At 60.1% G+C, this 22,368-nt stretch carries 16 protein-coding genes and 1 riboswitch; of the genes, 10 read left to right on the forward strand and 6 right to left on the reverse strand.

Annotated features, from left to right (window positions below):
* Positions 1–4: 4 nt before the first annotated feature.
* The gene (locus ABVS03_RS07680) at positions 5–1,633 is read left to right on the forward strand and encodes an Mbeg1-like protein (RefSeq protein ID WP_368018650.1); all 1,629 of its coding nucleotides are present in this window, start codon (positions 5–7) and stop codon (positions 1,631–1,633) included.
* Positions 1,634–2,208: 575 nt separating this feature from the next.
* On the opposite strand, the gene ABVS03_RS07685 is transcribed toward ABVS03_RS07680, so the two are convergent.
* Positions 2,209–2,412 (reverse strand): hypothetical protein, encoded by a 204-nt coding sequence (locus tag ABVS03_RS07685; protein WP_368018651.1) that lies wholly within the window; start codon positions 2,410–2,412, stop codon positions 2,209–2,211.
* Positions 2,413–2,966: 554 nt separating this feature from the next.
* Between ABVS03_RS07685 and ABVS03_RS07690 the strand changes: the two genes are divergently transcribed.
* Positions 2,967–3,842, forward strand: a complete 876-nt coding sequence (locus ABVS03_RS07690) for a helix-turn-helix domain-containing protein (protein ID WP_368018652.1) — start codon at positions 2,967–2,969, stop codon at positions 3,840–3,842.
* A 103-nt stretch (positions 3,843–3,945) separates the two neighbouring features.
* Here ABVS03_RS07690 and ABVS03_RS07695 read toward each other — a convergent pair whose 3' ends face one another.
* Positions 3,946–5,175, reverse strand: a complete 1,230-nt coding sequence (locus tag ABVS03_RS07695; protein ID WP_368018653.1) for an alpha/beta hydrolase-fold protein — start codon at positions 5,173–5,175, stop codon at positions 3,946–3,948.
* A gap of 184 nt (positions 5,176–5,359) precedes the next feature.
* Here ABVS03_RS07695 and ABVS03_RS07700 point away from each other — a divergent pair, with 184 nt between their 5' ends.
* A complete protein-coding gene (locus ABVS03_RS07700) occupies positions 5,360–5,941 on the forward strand; it encodes an N-acetyltransferase family protein (RefSeq protein ID WP_368018654.1) in 582 nt (193 codons plus the stop codon).
* 164 nt (positions 5,942–6,105) lie between these two features.
* Here the strand turns inward: ABVS03_RS07700 and ABVS03_RS07705 are convergent, their stop codons facing one another.
* Positions 6,106–7,638, reverse strand: coding sequence for an aminotransferase class I/II-fold pyridoxal phosphate-dependent enzyme (locus ABVS03_RS07705; RefSeq protein ID WP_330971474.1), 1,533 nt, complete (start codon positions 7,636–7,638; stop codon positions 6,106–6,108).
* Positions 7,639–8,015: 377 nt separating this feature from the next.
* Between ABVS03_RS07705 and ABVS03_RS07710 the strand changes: the two genes are divergently transcribed.
* The 3 genes from ABVS03_RS07710 (at position 8,016) to ABVS03_RS07720 (ending at position 14,059) form a co-directional block, all read left to right on the forward strand.
* Positions 8,016–11,771 (forward strand): phosphoribosylformylglycinamidine synthase, encoded by a 3,756-nt coding sequence (locus ABVS03_RS07710; protein WP_368018655.1) that lies wholly within the window; start codon positions 8,016–8,018, stop codon positions 11,769–11,771.
* Between the two features lie 179 nt (positions 11,772–11,950).
* The gene (locus ABVS03_RS07715; protein WP_368018656.1) at positions 11,951–12,604 is read left to right on the forward strand and encodes a hypothetical protein; all 654 of its coding nucleotides are present in this window, start codon (positions 11,951–11,953) and stop codon (positions 12,602–12,604) included.
* A 90-nt stretch (positions 12,605–12,694) separates the two neighbouring features.
* Positions 12,695–14,059 carry a PFL family protein gene (locus ABVS03_RS07720; RefSeq protein ID WP_330971477.1) on the forward strand — a complete coding sequence of 455 codons (1,365 nt, stop codon included), beginning with the start codon at positions 12,695–12,697 and terminating at the stop codon, positions 14,057–14,059.
* Positions 14,060–14,150: 91 nt separating this feature from the next.
* Here ABVS03_RS07720 and ABVS03_RS07725 read toward each other — a convergent pair whose 3' ends face one another.
* Complete coding sequence (locus ABVS03_RS07725) at positions 14,151–15,602, reverse strand: hypothetical protein (protein ID WP_368018657.1); 1,452 nt, start codon at positions 15,600–15,602, stop codon at positions 14,151–14,153.
* A 313-nt stretch (positions 15,603–15,915) separates the two neighbouring features.
* Positions 15,916–17,196, reverse strand: coding sequence for a coiled-coil domain-containing protein (locus ABVS03_RS07730; protein ID WP_368018658.1), 1,281 nt, complete (start codon positions 17,194–17,196; stop codon positions 15,916–15,918).
* A 360-nt stretch (positions 17,197–17,556) separates the two neighbouring features.
* On the opposite strand from ABVS03_RS07730, the gene ABVS03_RS07735 reads away from it, so the two are divergent.
* Positions 17,557–18,804 (forward strand): ammonium transporter, encoded by a 1,248-nt coding sequence (locus ABVS03_RS07735; protein WP_368018659.1) that lies wholly within the window; start codon positions 17,557–17,559, stop codon positions 18,802–18,804.
* 15 nt (positions 18,805–18,819) lie between these two features.
* A complete protein-coding gene (locus tag ABVS03_RS07740; protein ID WP_330971486.1) occupies positions 18,820–19,194 on the forward strand; it encodes a P-II family nitrogen regulator in 375 nt (124 codons plus the stop codon).
* Between the two features lie 76 nt (positions 19,195–19,270).
* Here ABVS03_RS07740 and murB read toward each other — a convergent pair whose 3' ends face one another.
* Entirely contained in the window at positions 19,271–20,185 is a 915-nt protein-coding gene (gene murB, locus ABVS03_RS07745; protein WP_368018660.1) for a UDP-N-acetylmuramate dehydrogenase, read from the reverse strand.
* Positions 20,186–20,522: 337 nt separating this feature from the next.
* On the opposite strand from murB, the gene ABVS03_RS07750 reads away from it, so the two are divergent.
* Both ABVS03_RS07750 and ABVS03_RS07755 read left to right on the forward strand, forming a co-directional pair.
* On the forward strand, positions 20,523–21,494 hold the full coding sequence (locus tag ABVS03_RS07750; protein ID WP_330971488.1) for a hypothetical protein: 972 nt from the start codon (positions 20,523–20,525) through the stop codon (positions 21,492–21,494).
* 139 nt (positions 21,495–21,633) lie between these two features.
* Positions 21,634–21,777: riboswitch (FMN riboswitch) on the forward strand.
* A 7-nt stretch (positions 21,778–21,784) separates the two neighbouring features.
* Entirely contained in the window at positions 21,785–22,366 is a 582-nt protein-coding gene (locus ABVS03_RS07755) for an ECF transporter S component (protein WP_368018661.1), read from the forward strand.
* Positions 22,367–22,368 lie beyond the last annotated feature (2 nt).

A 22,368-nucleotide genomic window follows, 5' to 3' on the forward strand; every position in this document is an offset into this window, starting at 1 on the left:
TGCTATGGACTATGGGACGAACATCGAGAGCTATCTCGGGTGGCGCGGGGATATTCCCTTCTCCGTCTCCCCGTTCTCGGAAATCGATGCAATCGTCCTCTGCAAGCTTGCCTACTATGACCTTGTGGCTCTGGATGAAGCGAAGACAGCGACAGGCCTGAGCCTTGCCGAATGCACAGAGGAAGCATCTGGCCTCATTGCTCCCAAAGGCCTCAGCAGCGAAGGAAGAGGATTCTTCGAGAAGACTGCTACAACGAAGCGCTTTGGCGACGTGCGTGTCTGCCGCTATGTGGATACAGAGCCTTCGCTGGAAAGGACCCAGTTCTCTGCTGAAGAGTTCCATCTGCCTGATGGCAGGATCTTTGTCGCCTTCAGGGGAACGGACTCGACCATCCTTGGCTGGAAGGAAGACTTCGAGCTCTCCTTCAAGGAGACAGAAGCGCAGAAGCGGGCCCGGAGCTATCTTGCCGAGACACTCAGACATGTAGAGGAATCAGGCACGCATCTTCTGGTCGGTGGACACTCGAAAGGTGCCAATCTCGCACAGTATGCAACAGCCGAGCTCACCGGCAAGGAGCTCTCCCAGATCGATGCCATCTATCTCCTCGATGGCCCTGGCATAGCTCCCGAGCTTGCGTCGGGCAAGCCCTCCCGCGCCTGGATAGCCAAGACCATCCGCATCATCCCGTCCTTCAGCGTCTTCGGCAGGCTCTTCGAGCCTGCATTGGCACCTTTCGTCGTGCACAGCTCAGGCGAGGGCGTCTTCCAGCATGAGCTCCTCTCCTGGCAGCTCAGGGAAGGAAAGCTCGACCTTGCAGCAAAGCCCGATCCTGAGAGCGACTACTGTGCAGAGGTCTTCCATGAGTGGATGGACAATGTCTCGCTGAAGGAGCGGCAGGAGTTCACGGATGATGTCTTCAATGCAATCGGCAGAGCCGGCTCCAAGACTTCCGATATCGCAGCCTCTCTGAACGAGAGCCTGCCGCTCATCCTGGAAGGGATTGCAGGCTCGCGACCCGGAGCCAGGAAGACCGCAGCAAAGGTGCCGCTTCGCATGTTTGCGGGCGCTGTCTCGGACTCTCTCAAGGAGCATGTCCCTATCCAGTGGTTCCTGGTTGATGGCCTGGCACACTGCATCGAGCTCTTGGCAGGAGGCATCCTCCTCATCGCCCTGCACCAGATAGCGATTCCCATGGCGCTGTCTCTTGCGCTCTTTGCTGTCGTGGTCGTGCTTGCAGCAGAGCTTGTCCTCCGCCTCAAGGCAGAGGGCGCAGACCTCCGGAAGGAACAGCTGCGCATCGGAGCACTCATTGCCGCTTCCCTCATCTTTGTCCTCACCATCGTGAAGCCAGAAGCCCTCTACATCTATGCAAGCCTCTTCTTCGGCATCATCCTTGGCCTTGGCTCCTGGTCCTATGCAAAGAAGGCAAGAAGCGGCAAGGAGAGAGGCACCTCCCCCATCTTCAATGGCTTCTGCGCCATCGCTCTGGCCCTCTCTGCCGCTTTCGTGCTTGTGGCACCCTATTCGACGTTTGCAGCCTATGCAACCTCTCTCGGCTACCTGCTGCTCATCTGTGCCATAGCCGCCTTCCTCGACTGGCGCCATGAGGCAAGCGCAGCATCAGGCCTCTAGGACGCCGCAGGAGCGAGGCTGCCTGCATGCTCCAGCAGATAGATCCCGAGAAAGGGATGCGCCAGCGCCACGCAGCCCGGGGAGGTCTCTTCCAGGAGCTGGCGTTCCTTGAGCCCATCTGCAGCAGAAACAGCACTCCACCTTCGATTACAAGGCCAGCTGCCAAGAGCGCCTCTTCCAGGGCAGGCGCAGATTCGTCCTCAGGAATCACACGCAGGTCTTCTGCCTTCGCACGCGAAAGAAAGCCCATGCCAGCGCCACCTGTACATGCAAGCATGCTCTCGCGTGTCCCTGCAGGGACACGCGCTATGTCATGTCTCTTCCTGATCTCGCACGGCACGCATTCAGCCAGAAGTGCAAGCTCGTCTTTCTTTGCTTTCTGCGCGTCATCCACCAGAAGCACGAGACCCCTGCCCCCGCCGTTCAGATCGGCAGTGGTGCGCTCAAGCAGATGGCGGAGACGGAGGCCATCAGGCAGACATCCATCATCCAAGCCCTCAGACAATGCAGCAAGTCCATCTACAGCATCCCTCAGAAGGCCTGTGCCGGAAATCTTTATTGCCTGCCATCCTTCATCATCTTGCAATCCGTGCCAGATCCCCCAGAAGCGTGGCCCTGCCAGAGCCAAGAGGTCCGGCCAGACGCATGAGACGGCCTGGAGCTCCTGGCCCTTCGCAGATTCCATCGAGGAAGTCGTCTCCTACGGACGCCCTCTCTGTGTGGAAGGCAGGAAGACGAGCAGCTGTCGCCTCTTCTGGAACAGGACCTGTCTTCACCATGGCGCACCCCTCCTTTGGCAGCCGCTGCCCCGAGCCTGCAGAATTCTCCCGTCATGGGCGGAAGAGCCCGGCAGCCCAGAGTCTTCAGGGCATGGAAAGAGTCAAGCAGGACCAGCCGGGAAAGCCCCGCCGGCATCACGCCGATGCCTGCACCATTCTCGGCCAGATGGACCAGAAAAAACGGCATATGCAGGTCAGTTCGCTCACGGAAAGGCTCTGCAAGACCCCAGACGGGATCTGCTCTCTCCCACATCCCGATCTGCAGGCGCCAGGCCTTCATGTGCGCAATCTCGCCCAAAGCATCCTTTCCGCCTGCAGTGTCTGTCGCCCGATATCGCCAGATAGCATGGCCTCAGGCAAGCCCGTCCTCGGCATGATGCAGATTCCCTATCTGCGCCTGCTTCCTCGCTTCATTGAAACGAAGGATATGCTGCACATATATACGGACCGACACTGCCAGCCAATGCTGTGTTTCGATATTTGCGCATGCCCATCCCCTGTCATGATAAGCTGTTCCGAGTAAGCCTTTGCGACGTCTTTTCCCAGGAGATGCCATGCTCACCTACACCATGGATATCGAGAAGAGGAGCACCTGGTTCAGGTCCACGCCGAGCGAGACAGGCCGCTCCCTCCCTTTCTTCTGCACGGAGGCAGGCACGTTCTACGCACGCGAGCGCTTTGTGACGGAACGCTCCCACAAGGATGCCTATCTTGTCTTCTATACGCTCGGAGGCGCAGGCATCATCGAGCAGGGAGGCCAGTCTGTGACGCTTGGCCAGAACCAGGCCCTCCTTATGGACTGCAGGGCACCCCAGCGCTATGTCACCGATCCCGTGCGCCACCACTGGTACCATCTCTGGGCCCATGTGAACGGCGCCGGTGCCGATGCCATCTCCCAGGCCATGGGGCTCCCGAAGCTCCAGCCGGTAAGCCTGCCCCTTGCAGACGTGAGGCCCATCTTCGAGACGATCTTCGAGAACATGAAGAAGGAAGGATATATAGAGTCCTTGACGACATCGCTTGCCGTGGACAAGCTCCTGACCTCCATTGCGCTTGCTCCTGACTCGAGAGGATCCTTCGTCGAGTTCGATGCCGTATCGGTGGCGCGCCGCTACATGGAAGAGCACTACGCAGAGGACCTCCATGTGGACGATGTAGCCCGGGAGGCTGCCATCTCCACCTCGCAGCTGATCCGCCTCTTCAAGCGCCAGCTCGGAACGACCCCTCATAGCTACCTTCTGCGCTACCGCATCACGCAGGCAAAGGAGCTCCTTGCAGAGACGACGCTTCCTGTTGCCACGATTGCCCGGCAGGTAGGCTTTGCGAGCGAATCGAACTTCAGCTACCGCTTCGGCGAGATGTGCGGACAGAGCCCGAGCGCCTACCGCGCAGGCGCTCCCCGCCTCTACCGTGAGGTGCAGCCGGGGTAGAGCAGCCGTATGTACTGGGCTGGCATCTGTACGATACCAGCCCCTTCATGCAATCCAAGCCAACCAGTTCAGTTTTCCTACCATGCCCGGTCCGGGAGCAGCGCTATGCCTTCTTCTGGGCAGCAGCTGCCTTGAGCGCCGCTTCTGCACGCGTCTTTGCATAGCGGGCACGCTCGAGCGCATCCTTCTGCGTCGCGACCGACTCCTTCGCGCGCCTCTTCTCTTCGATGGCAGATGCTTGGGCGGCCTTGGCCTCGCCCTCGATCCACTGGGCATCGGAGAGGGCATGGGCTGCCCTGTCCGCTTCGTCCTGCGCAGCGCGGGCACGGGCCTCTGCCTCCGCAAGCGCCTGTGCCGCTGCATCGCGCGCGCTCCAGAGCGCATTGGCGCTCTCCTGGAGCGCGCGTGCACGGTCTGCGCGCGCAGCGACATTGGCCTTTTCGGCGTCAAGCCGCTTCGAGGTGGCATCCGCATTTTCGGAGGCATTGTCGAGCCAGGCCTGCGCTCCGGCAAGGTCCTGCCTTCTTGCCTCGAAGACATCTTCTGCCTCGGAAGCTGCTATCTCTGCACGGGAGAGGATGCCGCATCTCTTCCGTTCCTCGAGACCATCCCTGGAAAGAAGGCAGGGCACCATCTGGCGTGCCATCTCCTGCCACCACATCCAGCTGTGCGTGACATCCTCGCCCCAGTACTCGAATGTGGCGTCGATGCCCTGGTCTGCAAAGATCGCCTCGAGGACATGCTGCGTCTTGACTCCGTCCTCGGATACATTCTGGCCTGACACGAAGGCAAGATGGCGGGGAGCCAAAGACTTCTTCTGGGCCGCCGTCAGATGCTGTGCGATATCGACCGGCGAGAGCTGCTCCCATACATCGTCGAAGCTCTCCCCGACGATGTTTCTTGCATCATAGGTGCCCGACATCGCAAGGAGGCCGCCGAAGAGCTCAGGGTGCTGGAGCATTGCGATGGCGGCATTGAGGGCGCCGATGCCGGCGCCGGCAAGGATGGGAAGGCCCTGGTTCTTCGTACGCACAAACGGCACGAACTCCTGGCAGAGGAACTTGATGTAGGAAAGCGCCGCCTTCTTGCGGTAGCGTGCAGCGCCTTCTGCGAAGTACCAGCCGGAAGGGTCTGCCGAGTCGACGCAGAAGAGCTGTATCGTCCCGTCGTCGATGCGGTCGGAGAGCGTCTCGACCATGCCATGGTCGTTCCAGCTCGAGCAGGAGCCATTGCCTTCCGGAAGCACGATGAGGGGCGCTCCGCCCGCTCCATAGACCTCAACATCGAAATCCCTGTCCATCGCGTCGCTGTGGACGGTAAAGTCCTCTTCCATGGCAGGCCTCCTCGGAAGCGAATGCGCCGAAGCACGTCTCGTGTCTCGTATACCCCTTCAGCATTTGTACCACAACGCCTCTCGGCAAATGCAGCAACGTAACAAGCCTGCGGCAACTCATGCCGAAAGGTCCCTCCTGCCATAGACTGTCAATGAACCGATTCCTCAAAACCTGGGAGCTTCCATGTCCGAACAAGGCATCCTCATCCGCCCTGCCACCCCCGATGACGGAGAAAGGCTTGCTGCCATCTACCGTCCCTATGTCGAGGAGACGGCCATCACCTTCGAATATGAGGCTCCCTCGGCCGAGGAGTTCAAATCCCGCATTGCCCATACGCTCGGGCGCTACCCCTACCTTGTGGCAGCAGACGCAGAAGAGCCCGGCCATCTTCTGGGCTATGCCTATGCGGGCGTCTATCATGGACGCGCCGCCTACTCCTGGTCTGTGGAGACCTCGATCTATGTAGACAGGGCCCAACGCGCAAAAGGCATCGGCAGGGCGCTTTATGCCGGGCTCGAAGAGAAGCTTTCCCAGATGGGCATCCAGAACATGTATGCCTGCATCACGGCCCTGCCCGAAGACCGGACCGAGGACCCCTATCTCGGCGATGCGAGCATCCGCTTCCACGAGAGGCTGGGGTATGCGCTCTGTGCCCGCTTCGCAAGATGCGGCTACAAGTTCGGCCAGTGGTACGACGTGGTGTGGATGGAGCGCATGATCGGCACGCACCCGACACCGGCGCCTGCACTTCCCTGGATGTCCTAGGCACCGGACAGCGCTTTCCGGTGCCACGTATGGGTCTGTGCCGATAGCGCAGATCTCAAGAGAGACCCCAGAGCCTTGGCAAGGACGCCGGAACGGCACAGAAGCGCCGCACCCCATTTTCGGGACACGGCGCTTCTGGACATCTCTGGAATCTGCGGATCCTCCTATTGGTGGTAGTAGCTCAGGAAATCGGCAAGCTTGTTCATGGCCTCGCGCAGGGTCTCGATGCGCGGCAGATAGACGATGCGGAAATATCCCGGCGTCTCCCAGTTGAAGCCCTTGCCGTGGACGATCAGCACCTTCTTCTGGCGCAGCAGGTCGAGCGCGAACTTCTCGTCGTCGGTGATATGGAACTTCTTCGGATCGAGCTTCGGGAAGATGTAGAAGGCAGCATCCGGCTTCACGGCCTCGACGCCGTCGATGCTCTTGAGGGCGTCGTAGACGAAGTTCCTCTGCTCATAGACACGGCCGCCCGGCACGATGTAGTCGTTCACCGACTGGTGCCCGCCCAGAGCCGTCTGGACGATGGACTGTGCCGGCACATTGGAGCACAGGCGCATGTTCGAGAGCATGTTGATGCCCATCATGAAGTCGCGTGCGCAGTCCTTGTTGCCCGACATCGTCATCCATCCAATACGATACCCGGCGATCATGTGGGACTTCGAGAGGCCGGAGTAGGTGATGCAGAACAGGTCCGGCGCCAGGCTTGCGATGGAAACGTGTGTCTTGCCGTCCATGACAAGGCGGTCATAGATCTCGTCGGAGAGGATCATGAGCTGATGCTCGCGTGCGACCTCGACAATCTCTTCCAGGACCTCCTTCGGATAGAGGACGCCGGTGGGGTTGTTCGGATTGATGATGACAATGGCCTTCGTGCGCGGCGTGACCTTCTTCCTGATGTCCTCGATGTCAGGATACCAATGGGCCTTCTCGTCGCAGAGATAGTGCACGACATGCCCGCCTGCAAGCGTGGCGCATGCCGTCCAGAGCGGATAGTCCGGGCTCGGGATCAAGATCTCGTCCCCGTCATCGAGCAGCGCCTGCATCGTGAGGTTGATGAGCTCGGAGACGCCGTTGCCGGTATAGATATCGTTCATCTCGACATTGGGCAGGCCTTTGAGCTGGTCATACTGCATGATGGCCTTGCGGGCGCTGAAGAGGCCGCGGCTGGCAGAATATCCCTCGCATTCCGTGAGCTGGCGGCTCATATCGTAGACGACCTCGTCCGGCGTGCGGAAGCCGAAGGGAGCAGGGTTGCCGATGTTGAGCTTCAGGACATGGGTGCCCGCCTCCTCCATGCGGTTGGCTTCGTCGACCACGGGGCCACGCACGTCGTAGAGGACATTGTCGAGCTTGTGGGACTTCGTGAATTCGCGCATCGGACGTCCTTCCGGAATTGTCGTGCTCTTCTGGTCTGTGCTGGGTTCAGGTGCCTTCTGTGCTGCTGCAGGATCGGAGGCTTCCGTTCCTCCAAGCCATGCAGACGGCACATCAAGTGCTTGGGCAAGGAAATCGAGCATCTCGGGACGCGGGTAGGTCTTTCCTCCTACATATTGGCTGAGCTTGCTCTTGCCGAGCTTCACGCCGGCATCCTCTGCCATATGGATGAGGTCGACCTGCTTGAGGTGGCGCTCCTGCATCGCATCTTCCAGACGCCGGGCAAAGGCCTGGGGCTCCGCTGCAGTCCTGCTTTCCATGCGCGCTCCTTCCCTGCATGCGCAACAAGTTCAATTTTATGAGAAGTTCAATTCATCTGCTGCCGTATGTTCAATGCAAGTGGCAGCATAGCACAGCTTGTATGCACCAATCGTTGAACTTTCCAGGAAGTAGGTTCAATTCACAGCAGCTGCCTGCAGACGGTCCCTCTTGAGGCCCTTTCCCTGCTTCCGGAAAGCGGGTGGAAACAGAACGCCGGCTGCCTGCACGGGACCCACCCCTGCTCTGGACACCCATCCCTTCCGTATGCGGTATTTGCAGGGAGTGTTATCAGCAGGCAAACAGGTGGGCTCTCCTCCCCTGGCCGAGACGTAGAATTGAGCTGTACGTGCCACCACACCCCCGGGAAGGTAGGACCATGGTCCAGCGCATCTACGTGGAGAAGAAGGACGGCTACAACGGAGAGGCAAAAGACCTTTCCCATGAGCTGAGGCACATGCTCGGCATTGCCGGCCTCGAAAAGCTCCGCATCATCAACCGCTACGACGTCGAAGGCATCACGGACGCACTCTTCCACGAGTGCATCCCGACCGTCTTCAGCGAGCCGCAGGTGGACGACACCAGCCTCGAGGAGATGCCTCCAGTCGCAGAAGGCTCCTATGTCTTCGCCGTCGAGTCGCTCCCCGGCCAGTTCGACCAGCGTGCAGACTCTGCAAGCGAGTGCGTGCAGCTCATCTCGAAGGGCGAGCGCCCCCTTGTCCGCTCTGCCAAGGTCTATGTGCTTGAAGGCAAGCTCTCGGATGACGATATCGCCCAGATCAAGAGCTATGTGATCAACCCGGTCGAGGCCCGCGAGGCATCGCTCGAGAAGAAGGCGACGCTCAAGACCGAGTATCCGAAGCCGAAGATGGTGGAGAAGCTCGAAGGCTTCCTCGACCTCGACGAGAAGGGTCTTCAGGCCTTCATCGACGAGCGTGGCCTTGCCATGGACCTCGCCGACATCAAGTTCTGCCAGCGCTACTTTGCAAGCGAAGGCCGCGTGCCGACCATCACCGAGATCAAGATGATCGACACCTACTGGTCCGACCACTGCCGCCACACGACATTCGGCACGAACCTCGACGATATGGAGATCGACGACGAGGTCGTGAAGCAGGCCTTCCAGCGCTACCTTGACGCCCGCCACGAGCTTGGCCGCGACAAGAAGCCGCTCTGCCTCATGGACATGGGCACGATCGGTGCCAAGTATCTGAAGCACAAAGGAATACTTACGACCCTCGATGAGTCCGAAGAGATCAATGCCTGCACCGTCAAGTGCACGGTCGATGTGGACGGCAAGCCCGAGGACTGGCTCTTCCTCTTCAAGAACGAGACACACAACCACCCGACCGAGATCGAGCCGTTCGGCGGAGCTGCCACCTGCATCGGCGGCGCCATCAGAGACCCGCTCTCTGGCCGTTCCTATGTCTATCAGGCCATGCGCGTGACCGGCGCAGGCGACCCGACGCAGCCGGTATCCGAGACGCTCGAGGGCAAGCTTCCGCAGCGCAAGATCTGCCGCACGGCTGCAGCAGGCTATTCCTCCTACGGCAACCAGATCGGCCTTGCAACCGGCCAGGTCTCCGAGCTCTATCATCCAGGCTATGTGGCAAAGCGCATGGAGATCGGCGCTGTCGTCGGTGCCACGCCCGCTGACCATGTCCGCCGCGAGTGCCCGGCTCCGGGAGACAAGATCGTCCTCCTCGGCGGCCGCACGGGACGAGACGGCATCGGCGGTGCCACCGGCTCCTCCAAGGCTCACAATGTGGAGTCCCTGGCCCAGGATGGTGCCGAGGTCCAGAAGGGCAATGCTCCTGTCGAGCGCAAGCTCCAGCGCCTCTTCCGTAGAAAGGACGCCTGCCGCCTCATCAAGCGCTGCAACGACTTCGGCGCAGGCGGCGTCTCTGTCGCTATCGGCGAGCTTGCAGATGGGCTCTTCATCGACCTCAACCGCGTCCCGAAGAAGTATGAGGGCTTGGACGGCACCGAGCTTGCCATCTCCGAGTCCCAGGAGCGCATGGCTGTTGCCCTGGCGCCTGAGGATGTCGACGAGTTCCTGAAGATCGCCCACGAGGAGAACCTCGAGGCCACGGTCGTTGCCCGCGTGACCGAAGAGAAGCGCCTGCGCATGGTCTGGGACGGCGAGACCATCGTCGACGTCTCCCGCGAGTTCCTGAGCTCGAACGGCGCCCCGAAGCACCAGAAGGTGCATGTGGAGGCCCAGAAGCCCTATTCCCACGATTGGGATGGCACGACCTTCGGCCAGAAGATGGACTCCCTTGTCCGCGACCTCAATGTTGCTTCGAACAAGGGCCTTTCCGAGCGCTTCGACTCCACGATCGGCGCCTCGACCGTGCTCATGCCATTCGGCGGCAAGACCCAGCTCACGCCTGCCGAGGCCATGGTCGCAAAGCTCCCCGTCATGGGCGAGACGACGACCTGCTCGGGCATGGCATGGGGCTTCAACCCCTACCTCATGAGCGCAGACCAGTTCCGCGGCGCCTACCTCTCCGTCGTCGAGTCTGTCGCAAAGATGGTGGCCACGGGCTTTGCCCACAAGGACCTCTACCTGACGTTCCAGGAATACTTCGAGAAGCTCCGCGACGTGCCTGAGCGCTGGGGCAAGCCGACAGCAGCCCTTCTCGGCTCGCTCATGGCGCAGATGGATCTGGGCCTTGCCTCGATCGGCGGCAAGGACTCGATGTCTGGCTCCTTCGAGGACCTCGACGTGCCGCCTACCCTTGTCTCCTTCGCGACAGGCTTGGGCACGATCGACACAATCGTCTCTCCCGAGTTCAAGCACGCAGGCTCTCGCGTCATCGCTGTCGTCCCTGCCTACCACGAGGATGGCCTTGTGCCCGAGGCAGACTCCTTCCTTGCTGCCTCCTCCTTCGTGGAGAAGCTCATTGCCGACAAGGGCGCCGTCGCTGTCTCGACGCCGGGCTATGGCTGCGTGGCCGAAGCCCTCTTCAAGATGTGCCTGGGCAACCAGATCGGCGTCGATGTTGCTGATACCTATACGGTCGAGAGCCTCTTCACGCCTGCCTATGGCTCCTATATCGTCGAGCTTGCAGACGGCTGCATCGTGCCAAAGGCACCCGAGAATGTCTCTGTCGCTCCCTTGGGCGAGACGGCCGCTGACTACCATATCCGTGCCTGCGGCGAGACCCTGGCCGGCGCCACGCTCCAGGAGGCCTGGGAGCACGGCATCGAGGATGTCTATCCGTACCGCGGCGTCGCTGAAGGGCCAGCTCTCGAGAAGCTTGCCTGGAAGGCAGAGGAGCACGACTACGAGCCCGTGCACTTCGCAGCCCCTGCAGGCGGTGTCGATTTCGGCAAGCCCCGCGTCATCATCCCGGTCTTCCCAGGCACGAACTGCGAGTATGACTCCGAGCGTGCCTGGAGGCGTGCAGGTGCCGCTCCGCGCTCCCTGGTCCTCAACAACCTCTCGCCCGAGGCGGTTGCAGAGTCTGTCGAGGCCATGGCAAAGGCGATCAACGAGTCCCAGATCGTGATGCTGCCGGGCGGCTTCTCCGGCGGCGACGAGCCTGATGGCTCCGCAAAGTTCATCAACGCCTTCTTCAGGAACCCGCAGATCACGGAGGCGGTGCGCGACCTCCTGCAGAAGCGCGATGGCCTCATGCTCGGCATCTGCAACGGCTTCCAGGCCCTCATCAAGCTCGGTCTCGTTCCCTACGGCGATATCGTCGACACGACCGCTGCAAGCCCGACCCTGACGTTCAACACGATCGGACGCCACCAGTCCCGCATCGTCACGACGAGCGTTGCCTCGAACCTCTCCCCCTGGCTCTCCAAGTGCGAGGTCGGAGACCTGCACCGCATCGCGATCAGCCACGGCGAGGGTCGCTTCGTCGCCTCTGACGAAGTCCTCAAGAACCTCATCGCAAAGGGCCAGGTCGCCACGCAGTATGTGGACGACGAAGGCACGCCTTCGATGGACCTTGCCTTCAACCCGAATGGCTCCCTCATGGCAGTCGAGGGCATCACGAGCCCCGATGGCCGCGTCCTCGGCAAGATGGGCCACTCAGAGCGCGTGAGCAAGGGCTGCTACCAGAACATCCCGGGCAACCGCTTCCAGCCGCTGCTCGAGGGCGGCGTCGCCTACTTCGCATAACAGCAGAAGGCAGCCATAAGCACTTCCAAGGCGCAGGTTCCTCCAGGGACCTGCGCCTTTTGCCATCCTTATGGCGCCCGAGCGCTCCCAATCCGTATACTGATAGCTACATGCGCCCCTCCCCCAAGGACGCAACAGGTACGCAGACACTGGGCCTCAAGCCCAGAAAGGATTTGATCATGAGCACGCCCATGCAGATAACCCTCATCCTGGTTATCGTCCTCATCCTCATCGACTTCATCATGCGCCGCGTCGCTTCCGACCGCATCACGCGCTACTTCGCTCAGGGCTCCTACGACGAGCTCCTGAAGTACATGGATTCGTTCATTGCGAAGATGTACCTGCATCCCTTCAACCGCGACTTCGTGCGCATGAATGCCTATATCGCAAAGGGCGACGACGAGCATGCCCTCGAGGTCTGCGACCGTCTGCTCAATGCCCGCTTGAACAAGAAGCAGCGCGCTGCCGCCGAGGACAAGGCATTCACGCTCTATCTCGATGCCGGCAAGTACAAGGATGCCAAGAAGATGCTGAAGCTCATCGAGGCACGCGACGAGGATGAAGCCTACGAGAAGTCCTGCCGCCAGATGTATGAGATCATCGCGAACAGGAGCTCTGTCTACCTCGACGATATGCTCGAGGAGCTCAAAGATGCCAAGGGCGAGCGCAAGGCCCAGCTCCTCTCCCTCATAGCGCTTCAGTACGGCAACCGCGGCCAGCAGACGAAGGCCAAGATCTACACCGGCATGCTCGAGGACATGGCAAAGGAAGGCCTCAAGGCTATGCAGGAGAAGCAGGCCGAGAAGGACGGCACAGCAGCAGCCGGAAAGTAAAAATTGATGCATCTACAGCAGAGAAGGGACGTACATGCGTCCCTTCTCTGCCATACTTGGGACATACCAGCACAGACGATAAGGGGCAGCATGGACATCACTCCGAATGAGGTCGCAGAGACTCTGGCCATGGTATCAGAGCAAAATCTCGACCTGCGCACGATTACGATGGGAATATCGCTTCTCGGATGCGCCGACGAGGATATGGACCGCATGTGCGACAAGATCTACGACAGGATCGTGACGCAGGCAGAACACCTCGTCGAGACGGCCGAAGACCTTGAGCGCGAATATGGCATCCCCATCGCGAACAAGCGCGTCTCTGTCACGCCGATTGCTATGGTCGCGGCAGGATGCGCCGATGAGGACTTCTCCCCGATCGCACGCACGATGGACAGGGCTGCTGAGACTCTGGGCATCGACTTCATGGGCGGCTTCTCTGCCCTCGTGCAGAAGGGCATGGGAAGCGCCGACCAGCGCCTCATCAACTCCATCCCTGATGCCCTCTCCACGACCGAGCGTGTCTGCTCGTCCCTGAACGTTGCCTCGACCCGTGCCGGCATCAACATGGATGCAGTCCTGCGTGCCGCAGAGACGATACGTGCCTGCGCCCAGGCAACGACCGATATCGACTGCTACGGTGCAGCCAAGTTCGTCTGCTTCGCGAACATGGTCGAAGACTCCCCGTTCATGGCAGGAGCCGTGCACGGCGTCGGCGAGGCAGATGCCGTGATCAATGTCGGCGTCTCTGGCCCTGGCGTCATGGCAGCAGCGCTTTCGCAGCTCCCCGACAATGCAGACCTCATGACCGTCGCAGAGAAGATCAAGCAGACCGCCTTCAAGATCACCCGTGCCGGCGAGCTCATGAGCCGCGAGGCATCACGTAGGCTCGGCGTCGCGAAGGGCATCGTCGACCTCTCGCTGGCACCGACGCCGGCAGCCGGCGACTCCGTCGCAAAGATTTTGGAGATTATCGGTGTCGGCACCTGTGGCGGCCCTGGCACGACCTGCGCCCTCGCGCTTCTCAATGACTGCGTCAAGAAGGGCGGGGTCATGGCATCAAGCTCGGTGGGCGGCCTGTCCGGCGCCTTCATCCCGGTCTCCGAGGATGCTGGCATGATCGAGGCTGCCGAGAAGGGCGCCCTTTCGATCGAGAAGCTCGAGGCCATGACAAGCGTATGCTCGGTCGGCCTCGATATGATTGCCATTCCGGGCGATACCTCCATCGAGACCATGGCAGGCATCATCGCAGACGAGATGGCCATCGGCGTCATCAACACGAAGACGACGGCCGTACGCCTCATCCCTGCCATCGGAAAGGAAGAAGGCGACATGCTCGAGTTCGGCGGCCTCTTCGGCTCCGCTCCTGTCATGCCCGTCAACAAGTATGCCGGCAAGGTCTTTGCCCACCGTGGCGGCCGCTTCCCGGCACCGCTCAATTCCCTCAAGAACTAGTCCTGAGCCCATCGCAAAGCAGCAGAGCGGCCGGTTTCCTCCTGGAGTCCGGCCGCTCGTTTTGATGCATCCAAGATGCAGCAGGCCCTTCCTACTGCTCGCAGTCAGCACGATAGTCGATGGCAGCAAGCTTGAGACCGGTCAAGGCAGCGCTATAGCTGAAGCTTCCCTTGCCTACTTTCTGCGGATCGTAGTCGCTCTGCCGAATGACGCCGCAGTAATCTGCAGCCGCACTGCTGAATTCGTCGCTCTCGATGAAGTCGAAGGGGTCGAGCGTCCATTCGATCCTGTCGTCCTTGTTCCGCTTCATGCAGGCACGAAGTCCATAGACCAGAGGATAGATGAAGCCGTCCGGCACCGGCTGATTGCATGTCATGCCATAATACGGCGTGTAATACGGCTTGGCATTCTTCTTGTCTTTGTCCTTGTGTTGCATGCCCTTCACGGCAGTTATCTTGCCGTACGATCCGTCTTTGTTGTAATAGTCCGGGAAGTTTATGTAGATGAGATCGAAGAGCTTTGGAAGATCCACAGCCACTTTCAGCGCACTCAGCACCTGCAGGTCATGCAGCTCTTTCTCGTTTCCATTGGTATTGGCTGACGAGATATGCGGATCGCGCATGAGATCGAGATACCTCTCGAGGCAGGAGCCTTTCCCGCTATAGATGCTCATCGGCTTCGGCAGCTCGACGATTTTATCGGAGCCTTCAACCCACGTCGTAAGCGACAGGGGTATCCAGGCAAGCGCAACAAGGCTACGCGAATCGATGGTTCCTCCGTCGTTCGTCTTCCAGCTGATCTTCTTCGCAAACACAGGATCCTTTTCTTCGAACAACGCCTTGAACGAGTCGAAGAGTCCTTCCTTGTTGCCTTTCGTGCCCGCAGTGAGCTGGGCATTGTTGTTGCGCGCATCGCAGATCTCGAGAAGCGAGGAGTGGAACGTCTCCAGGCACTCCGGATCTTCCGGCTTCAAGGGAAGAAGGAGCTCGACGGGCACATCGAAGTTGAGCGTTCCTATGCCCTCGCTCTTCAGAGCATCTCTGCTATCCGAAATGGCATCAAGATACGTAGCGATATCGGAGCGCTCGCTGTTCCACACCTTCTTGAAGTCTGCCCAGAGAGACACATCTCTCTTCCGTGGCTTGGGTTTTCCTGCAAACGTCTCCGCCTGGTCGAGAATGTAGCGGCCGATGGCAAGCGTATTATGTCCTCCGTCGAGTATTCCCTCGACGCTCAGATCCCCAAACGAGAGCTTGTAGCGGCCCCTGTCCAGTTTCGTGAATCTGGAAGTTGCAATCAAGACGCCCTTCGACTTCAGCGGGAAAAGCTTCTGGCCCGTACCATTCTCATCGTTCTCTATGGACCTCTCGATATCGTCCGTCACGCTTCCCAGACGGGAATTGCGAGGATTTGCCTCAAGGTCGAGCACATTGATGATGTCAGCCATGTGGCGTGCCGGCATGAGACCGACGACGCGTGTTATATCGCCAACCTCCTGCTCATTCGATTGCTTGAGCCTGATGATGATTGCATCTGTTGCCATAGCGTCCCCCAAACATAATCCGATGTTGGAATACGGGGGCAGGTGGCTTCCCGAGAGAAAAGAAAAGCCGATTGCTCGGCCCAGACAGATCAGACCAGTCTCTCCCTGCTCTGATATATGCTTGAGATCATCCGACCCCGAATACCCAGCGCTCCGTCCGGAGCACTGGTCAGATGATCTCTCAGCTTTCGGAAAAGATCAAGATCTGATTTTTAATTTCTCTGTCCGTCAATCAGGCATGCTCGCTCTGAAAAAAGCGGGACCGAATTCAAGATCCGGTCCCGCTTGGCAGTGCCCTTCTGAATGTCTGTGCCTATGCCAGCACGACACCGCCGAGCCAGCCCCAGCGTGCCGGGACGACGCCCGAGAACGTGGAAATCCAGGAATCGACGCTCGTGCTCCTGATATAGCCGATGTTGTCCATCACGGTGCCGTTGCCGACGTAGATGCCGATATGGCCGTAGATCCTGCCTGCGGCGTCGAGGTTGTGCGAGGAGACAGCGATAATCATGCCCGGCTGGAGGTCGCCCCTGTTCGAGCTGCCGCACCATGAGGCATACATGTCGCAGGCATTGCCACCGAAGTAGCCGACACCTGCATTCTGGAACACGTTCGTGACCCAGGCAGCGCAGTAGCCATAGCCCGGTGACGGCGTGCTGCTGCAGGCAGAAAGCACCGACGAGAGCGAACCGTTGCCGCCGCCCGTGCTGATGGCACCCGCGCCGGAAGCGGCATAGGAGCCGGAATACGAGCCTGACGACGCTGCTGCGGCAGCTGCTGCAGCTGCTGCCTGGCGCTGGCGCTCGGCTTCTGCTGCCGCCTCTGCCTGCTGGCGTGCCTGCTCGGCGTTGTTGTAGGCAACGAGGTCGGCATCCTTCTGGGCAAGGAGCTGCTGGACGGCAGAGTCTGCATTCGCAAGAAGGTCGGCAACCTCCTGCTGCTTCTGGGCCATCTGGTTCATCTGCTCGGTCTGCTGTTGGTTCAGGGCATCGAGCTGGGACTTCTGGTCCTCGAGCGCAGCCTTCTGCGCATCGAGCTCATCCTTCGCGGCCTTGACCTCCTGGATCATCGCATTGTCTGCTGCCGTGATCTTGTCGAGGTAGTAGACGTTCTGGAACAGGTCCTCGAACGAATCGGAATTCAGGACGATCGAGATCAGGTTGTCGTTTCCTGCCTTGTACGACGATGCCATGCGTGCACCAAGCACCTGGCGCTTCTGGTCGAGATCGGCCTGCTTCTCGTCGATGTCCTCCTGCGTCGCATCGATCTGCTTCTGGACATCCTCGATCTGGGAGAGGGTGTTTGCCTGCTGCTTTGCAAGGTCCTCATAGTCGTTCTGAATCTGCGTAAGCTGGGCTGAGATCGAATCGTATTCAGACTGGGCAGCATCGAGCTGGGACTGCGTCTCCGCAAGCTGGTTCGCTGCATCATTGGCGGCAGCCGTTGCATCGGCCACATCGTCTGCGAAAGCGCGAAGCGGGCTGCCAAGCACGGCAAGGGCGCCAGCAGCGCTCAGCATCATCTTCAATGCGCTGCGGCGTGAGAGGGAGGGCGTGCGCCTCGTCTCGTCGGTATTCTGATCTATAGGTGTCACGTTCACTCCTTACGGGGCATGCTACGTTTTGCAATAACTGCAAGTGAGTACAGATAGCGCATTCAACACTATACGCCTAACAGAAGGACTCATCGACACTCCACAGAAACAGCCGCTCCCTTAAGAAGCCTTGAACAGCCTTTATGGAGCTTGCTTGTCCCTGAGACCGCACTGAGCCGCGCCTGAATGAAATCATGCATCTGTTCGCAGTTGTCTGCCTCTGGTTCGATAGTGTCCTCTGGTCTTGTGGTCCGCATATCGTAATACCAATACTGCGCTCCTGAAATCGCCCTGTCACGGCCCCGCAACAGACGCCCCGTACCGTCTTCAGTGTGCATGCTTCAGGGAAGGAGCTTTCATATGAACAATGCGGATACAGCCTTCGTGCTGCTCTCGGCCGCGCTGGTGCTCTTCATGACACCAGGACTCGCCTTCTTCTATGGCGGGCTGGGGCGCAGGAAGAATGTCGTGAACAACATCCTGGCATCGCTCTTCACGATCGGCCTCGAGATCGTCCTGTGGATCTGCGTCGGCTTCTCGCTCTCGTTCGGGTCCGACCACGCAGGCATCATCGGCGGCTTCGACTACCTCATGATGCAGGGCGTCTCTGCCGATGCGGCAGGCCCCTATGCAGCGACGATTCCATTCCTTGCCTATGCGCTCTTCCAGATGATGTTCTCTGTCATCACCCCTGCCCTCATCACGGGCTCGGTTGCAGGGCGCATGCGCTTCAAGGCGCTCTTTGTCTTCATCCTGCTCTGGTCCTTCGTCGTCTACTACCCCATCGCCCACATGGTCTGGGGCCAGGGCGGCCTTCTTGCCTCAATCGGCTCAGTCGACTTTGCCGGCGGCAATGTCGTCCATATCAGCTCCGGCATCTCGGCGCTCGTGCTCTGCCTCGCGCTCGGCAAGAGGAGCGGCTATTCGGATGTGAACTACCGCGTCCACAACATCCCGCTTGTCGCGATCGGCGCGACGATCCTCCTCTTTGGCTGGTTCGGCTTCAATGCAGGATCTGCCCTTGCTGCTGACGGCCTCGCGGTCCATGCCTTCGCGACGACGGCGCTCTCTGCAGCTGCAGCGGAGCTTGGCTGGATGCTCATGGATGTGCTCTTCGACCGCAAGCCGACGCTTGTCGGTGCCTGCACCGGCCTCGTGATCGGCCTTGTGGCGATCACGCCAGGCTGCGGCTTCGTGCCTCTTGCTGCAGCGCTTCCCATCGGCTTCATCGGTGCTGTCATCTGCTACTTCACGTGCTCCCGCATGAAGGCGCATTTCGGCTACGACGATGCACTCGATGCCTTCGGATGCCATGGCATCGGAGGCATCTGGGGAGGCATTGCAACAGGCCTCTTTGCAAGCAAGGCCGTAAACCCTGCTCTCCAGTGGAATGGCCTCTTCTTCGGCGATACTGGCCTCATCTGCGCCCAGATCATTGCCATACTGGTGACGATAGCGCTTGCTATCGTGGGCTCGCTCATCTGCATTGCCCTCACGAAGGCAATCTGCGGATCTCTGCGTGTCACAGAGCACGAGGAGCACATCGGCCTCGACCTCACACAGCACGGCGAGCGTGCCTATCCGTCCTTCACCGGTCTCGACGATTAGCCAGGAGGCAGCAATATGATCAAGGTAGAAGCAATCGTGCGTGAAGAGCGCCTCGAGGACGTGAAGGAAGCCCTGCGTGCCATAGATGTTCGTGGCATCACGGTCTCCCAGGTCATGGGCTGCGGCACCCAGCTCGGCTACACCCACATGGTCCGTGGCAACAAGGTCGCTATGAACATGCTGCCGAAGGCGAAGTTCGAGATCGTCGTCTCGAACGAGGACTGGGCAGAGAAGACCGTCAATGCGATCGTGAAGGCGGCACACACCGGCGAGCCAGGCGACGGCAAGGTCTTCTGGTATGACATTGACCATGCAATACGCATCAGGACTGGCGAGCGCGATACCGAGGCCATCACCCCGAGCCCCAACGCTAAGTTCGAAGCCCTCTGAGGCAGAGCCTCTCCAGCAGAAGAGCGGACAGAAGACAGCTTCTGCCCGCTCTTTTCTTGTCTTTGTACTGCCTGCTCTAGAGGAAGCGCACCTCAGGCTCGAGGAAGACGCCAAACTGCTTCAGCACCTCATCCTGCACATGCCCGATGACCGCATGGACATCTTTCGCTGTCGCATGGCCCAGGTTCACGACAAAGCCGGCATGCTTCGTGGAGACGGCTGCATCGCCGACACGGTAGCCCTTGAGCCCGGCATCGGTGATGAGCTTGCCGGCAAAGAAGCCCTCAGGGCGCTTGAACGTGGAGCCTGCACTGCCATACTCGAGCGGCTGCTTCTCCTCGCGCCTGCGCGTGAGATCGTCCATCTTCGCCTGGATCTCTGCCTTGTCACCCCGCTTGAGCGCATAGGTGACCTCGAGCACGATGAGGCCCTCCGTGCGGACGCGGCTCCTGCGGTAGCCGAAATCGAGCTCAGCGTTCTGGTAGGTACGCATATTGCCGTCTGCATCGAGCGCCGCAAGCGACTCGAGCACATCGGCCGTCACCCCGTCATAGGCTCCTGCGTTCATGAAGGCAGCACCGCCGACAGAACCCGGGATGCCGCAGGCAAACTCGAGGCCCGAAAGGCCTGCTGCCTCAGCCGCAGCGCATACATCCTTCAAGGTCGCCCCTGCCCCGCAGCGAAGCTTCGTTCCCTCGACATGAATTTCGCAGAAGCGCTCGAGCGAGACGATGGCGCCACGGTACCCCGCATCGTCGACGAGGAGATCGGAGCCTTTGCCCAGAATGAAGTACGGCATGCCAGCCGTCTTCAGGACCTCAAGCGTCTTCTTCACCTCATCGGCGTTTCCTGGCAGCACGAAGAGATCGGCAGGACCGCCGATCTTGAAGGTCGTATGCTCGCTCATCGGCTCGTCCGTGAGGATATTGCCCTTTCCCACCACCGACTTGAGCTCTTCTGCCCGCTCCTGTGCATCGCTGTTCTGTCCCATATGGTCTCCCTCCCGCTCCGGCGGAAGCCTGATGCGTCACTGTTTATCATTCCCGAGTATAACGGAGCGCCTCCCAGCAGCAGATAGCCTTGCTGTGAAGCACGCATTCGGCATATGCACCAGGCTGGCGCATGTGCCTGGATGAAAAACCTTCGGGTTTGCAGGGGCGCATCCCGCATGGGCGGAATGCGCCCCAGTATTTACCGCCACATCCTGCCTTTCATGCAACGGTCTCTGCAATGCCTGTCTTTTCCTGCGCTTTCACCCGCCAAGATGCGCCCCATACGGCCTAGAATGTCTCTTTGCGCAGACTACCGGCAGGAAGGCAAGATAGAGCATGGCAAGCATGACACTGAGGCAGAGATGGCTTCCGATTCTTCTGAGCGGCATCTTCGTCGTCGCAATGGCAGCCGTCTCCGACATCACCTCCTGCTCGGAGATCCTCTTCCCGGAGATCACCGCTATCGTCTGCGGCGCCTGGATCCAGCCTCACCAGGCCTGGAACATCGACCGTCCCCGCATGCTCCTCCTCATGGGATCGGGTGCTGTCTTCGGAGTGCTCCTGAACCTCTTCATGCCGGGACCGATGTGGGCGCGTGCCGTCCTCGGCTATGCCTTCTGTGCCCTCATGATGAACATCGTGGCAGCGGACATGACGCCGATGCTCTCGGCTGCAATCCTGCCCGTGCTTCTCGGCACGAGGGAGTGGGTCTATCCTGTCGCCGTGATCGTGCTCGTCTCGCTGGTCTGCCTGGGCCAGATAGCGCTCGAGCGCGCAGGGCTCAGGGAGCCTCTTGACTACCATCCCTTCCGGCTTCCGAAGGACCAGGCATTCACGAGCTGGATGAAGCGCCTCGCTGTCTTTGCCGCAATCTCTGCCCCTGCCTATTTCCTGAACCAGCCATTCTTCGCCGTGCCGCCCCTGCTCGTTGCCTACACGGAGCTCACACGTCCTGACTTCACGCTGCGCCTGCGCCCCTGGAAGGGCTGGTGCGCCCTTGCGGGCGCTGCCATGACAGGCTCGCTTGCCCGTGCTGCCGTCGAGGCAGGAGTGCTTCCGCTCGAGCTTGCCCTCGCCCTTGCCTTCGTGGGCCTCATCCTCATCTGGAACGGCCTCAGGTGCTGGCTTCCTCCTGCAGGGGCAGGGCTGCTGCTTGCTTTCCTCGTCCCCTACCATGGACCTCTCATGTATGGCCTCGAGGCTGCGGCGGGCGCTGCCGTCTGGGTCGCTGTGGCTATCTGGGGATTCGATGGCATCCGTCCCTCCCGTGAGACGCACGAGGAGCGCGTCATCGAGGAGCATGCATAAGGGCAGGCAGAGATCTGCACATCAGGCCCTCCTGGCACGCCAGACTGCCGGGAGGGCCTTCCTGTAACGATTGCATGACGGGAATGGCTCTCAGCGAAGATATGTTTCCCTTTTCTTCCTTGGAGTGCTACTGTTCGAGTGTCAGTTTCAGGGCGGGGTGCAATTCCCCACTGGTGGTGACGGAGCATGCGTGCTCCCAAGTCCGCGCGCCGCGAAGAAAAGAGCGGCTGATCTGGTGAGAATCCAGGACCAACGGTTACAGTCCGGATGGAAGAAACGGAGGGCCTATTATGGCCAAAGCCACTTCTCACCATGACACGCATTCGACGACAGCCCAGGGAGGCTGGAGCACGAAGAGGATTGCCGTCACGGCACTCTTCTGCGCGCTTGCTGCTGTCTGCACGCTCTTCATCGAGATTCCTCTCCTGCCGGGTGTGCCCTGGCTCCAGTACGATCCTTCCAGCATCGTCGCGCTCGTCGCAGGCTTCGCCTTCGGCCCTGCCGTCGGCGCCACGGTCTCCATCATCTCCTACCTGCCGCATATCGCGACGGCCTCCGGCTTCTGGGGCATGGTCATGGCAATGCTTGCAACCTTCTCGCTCGTGATGCCCGCCAGCCTCATCTACCAGAAGCACACGACGATGAAGGGCGCCATCGCAGGAATGGTCGTAGGTGCCGTCGTCTCTGTCCTCTGCTGCATCGTCGGCAACCTGATCGTCACGCCGATCTATGCAGGCATGACGACAGAGCAGGTGGCAGCGCTCATCGTTCCTGCCCTTCTTCCCTTCAATGCTGCAAAGGTCCTCATCAACTGCGTCGTGTGCGGCCTCATCTACAAGCCCGTCACGAAGGCGCTTGCAGATAGCGAGTAGCG

This window comes from Olsenella sp. AGMB03486 (assembly GCF_040884255.1).
Classification (GTDB): domain Bacteria; phylum Actinomycetota; class Coriobacteriia; order Coriobacteriales; family Atopobiaceae; genus Olsenella_L; species Olsenella_L kribbiana.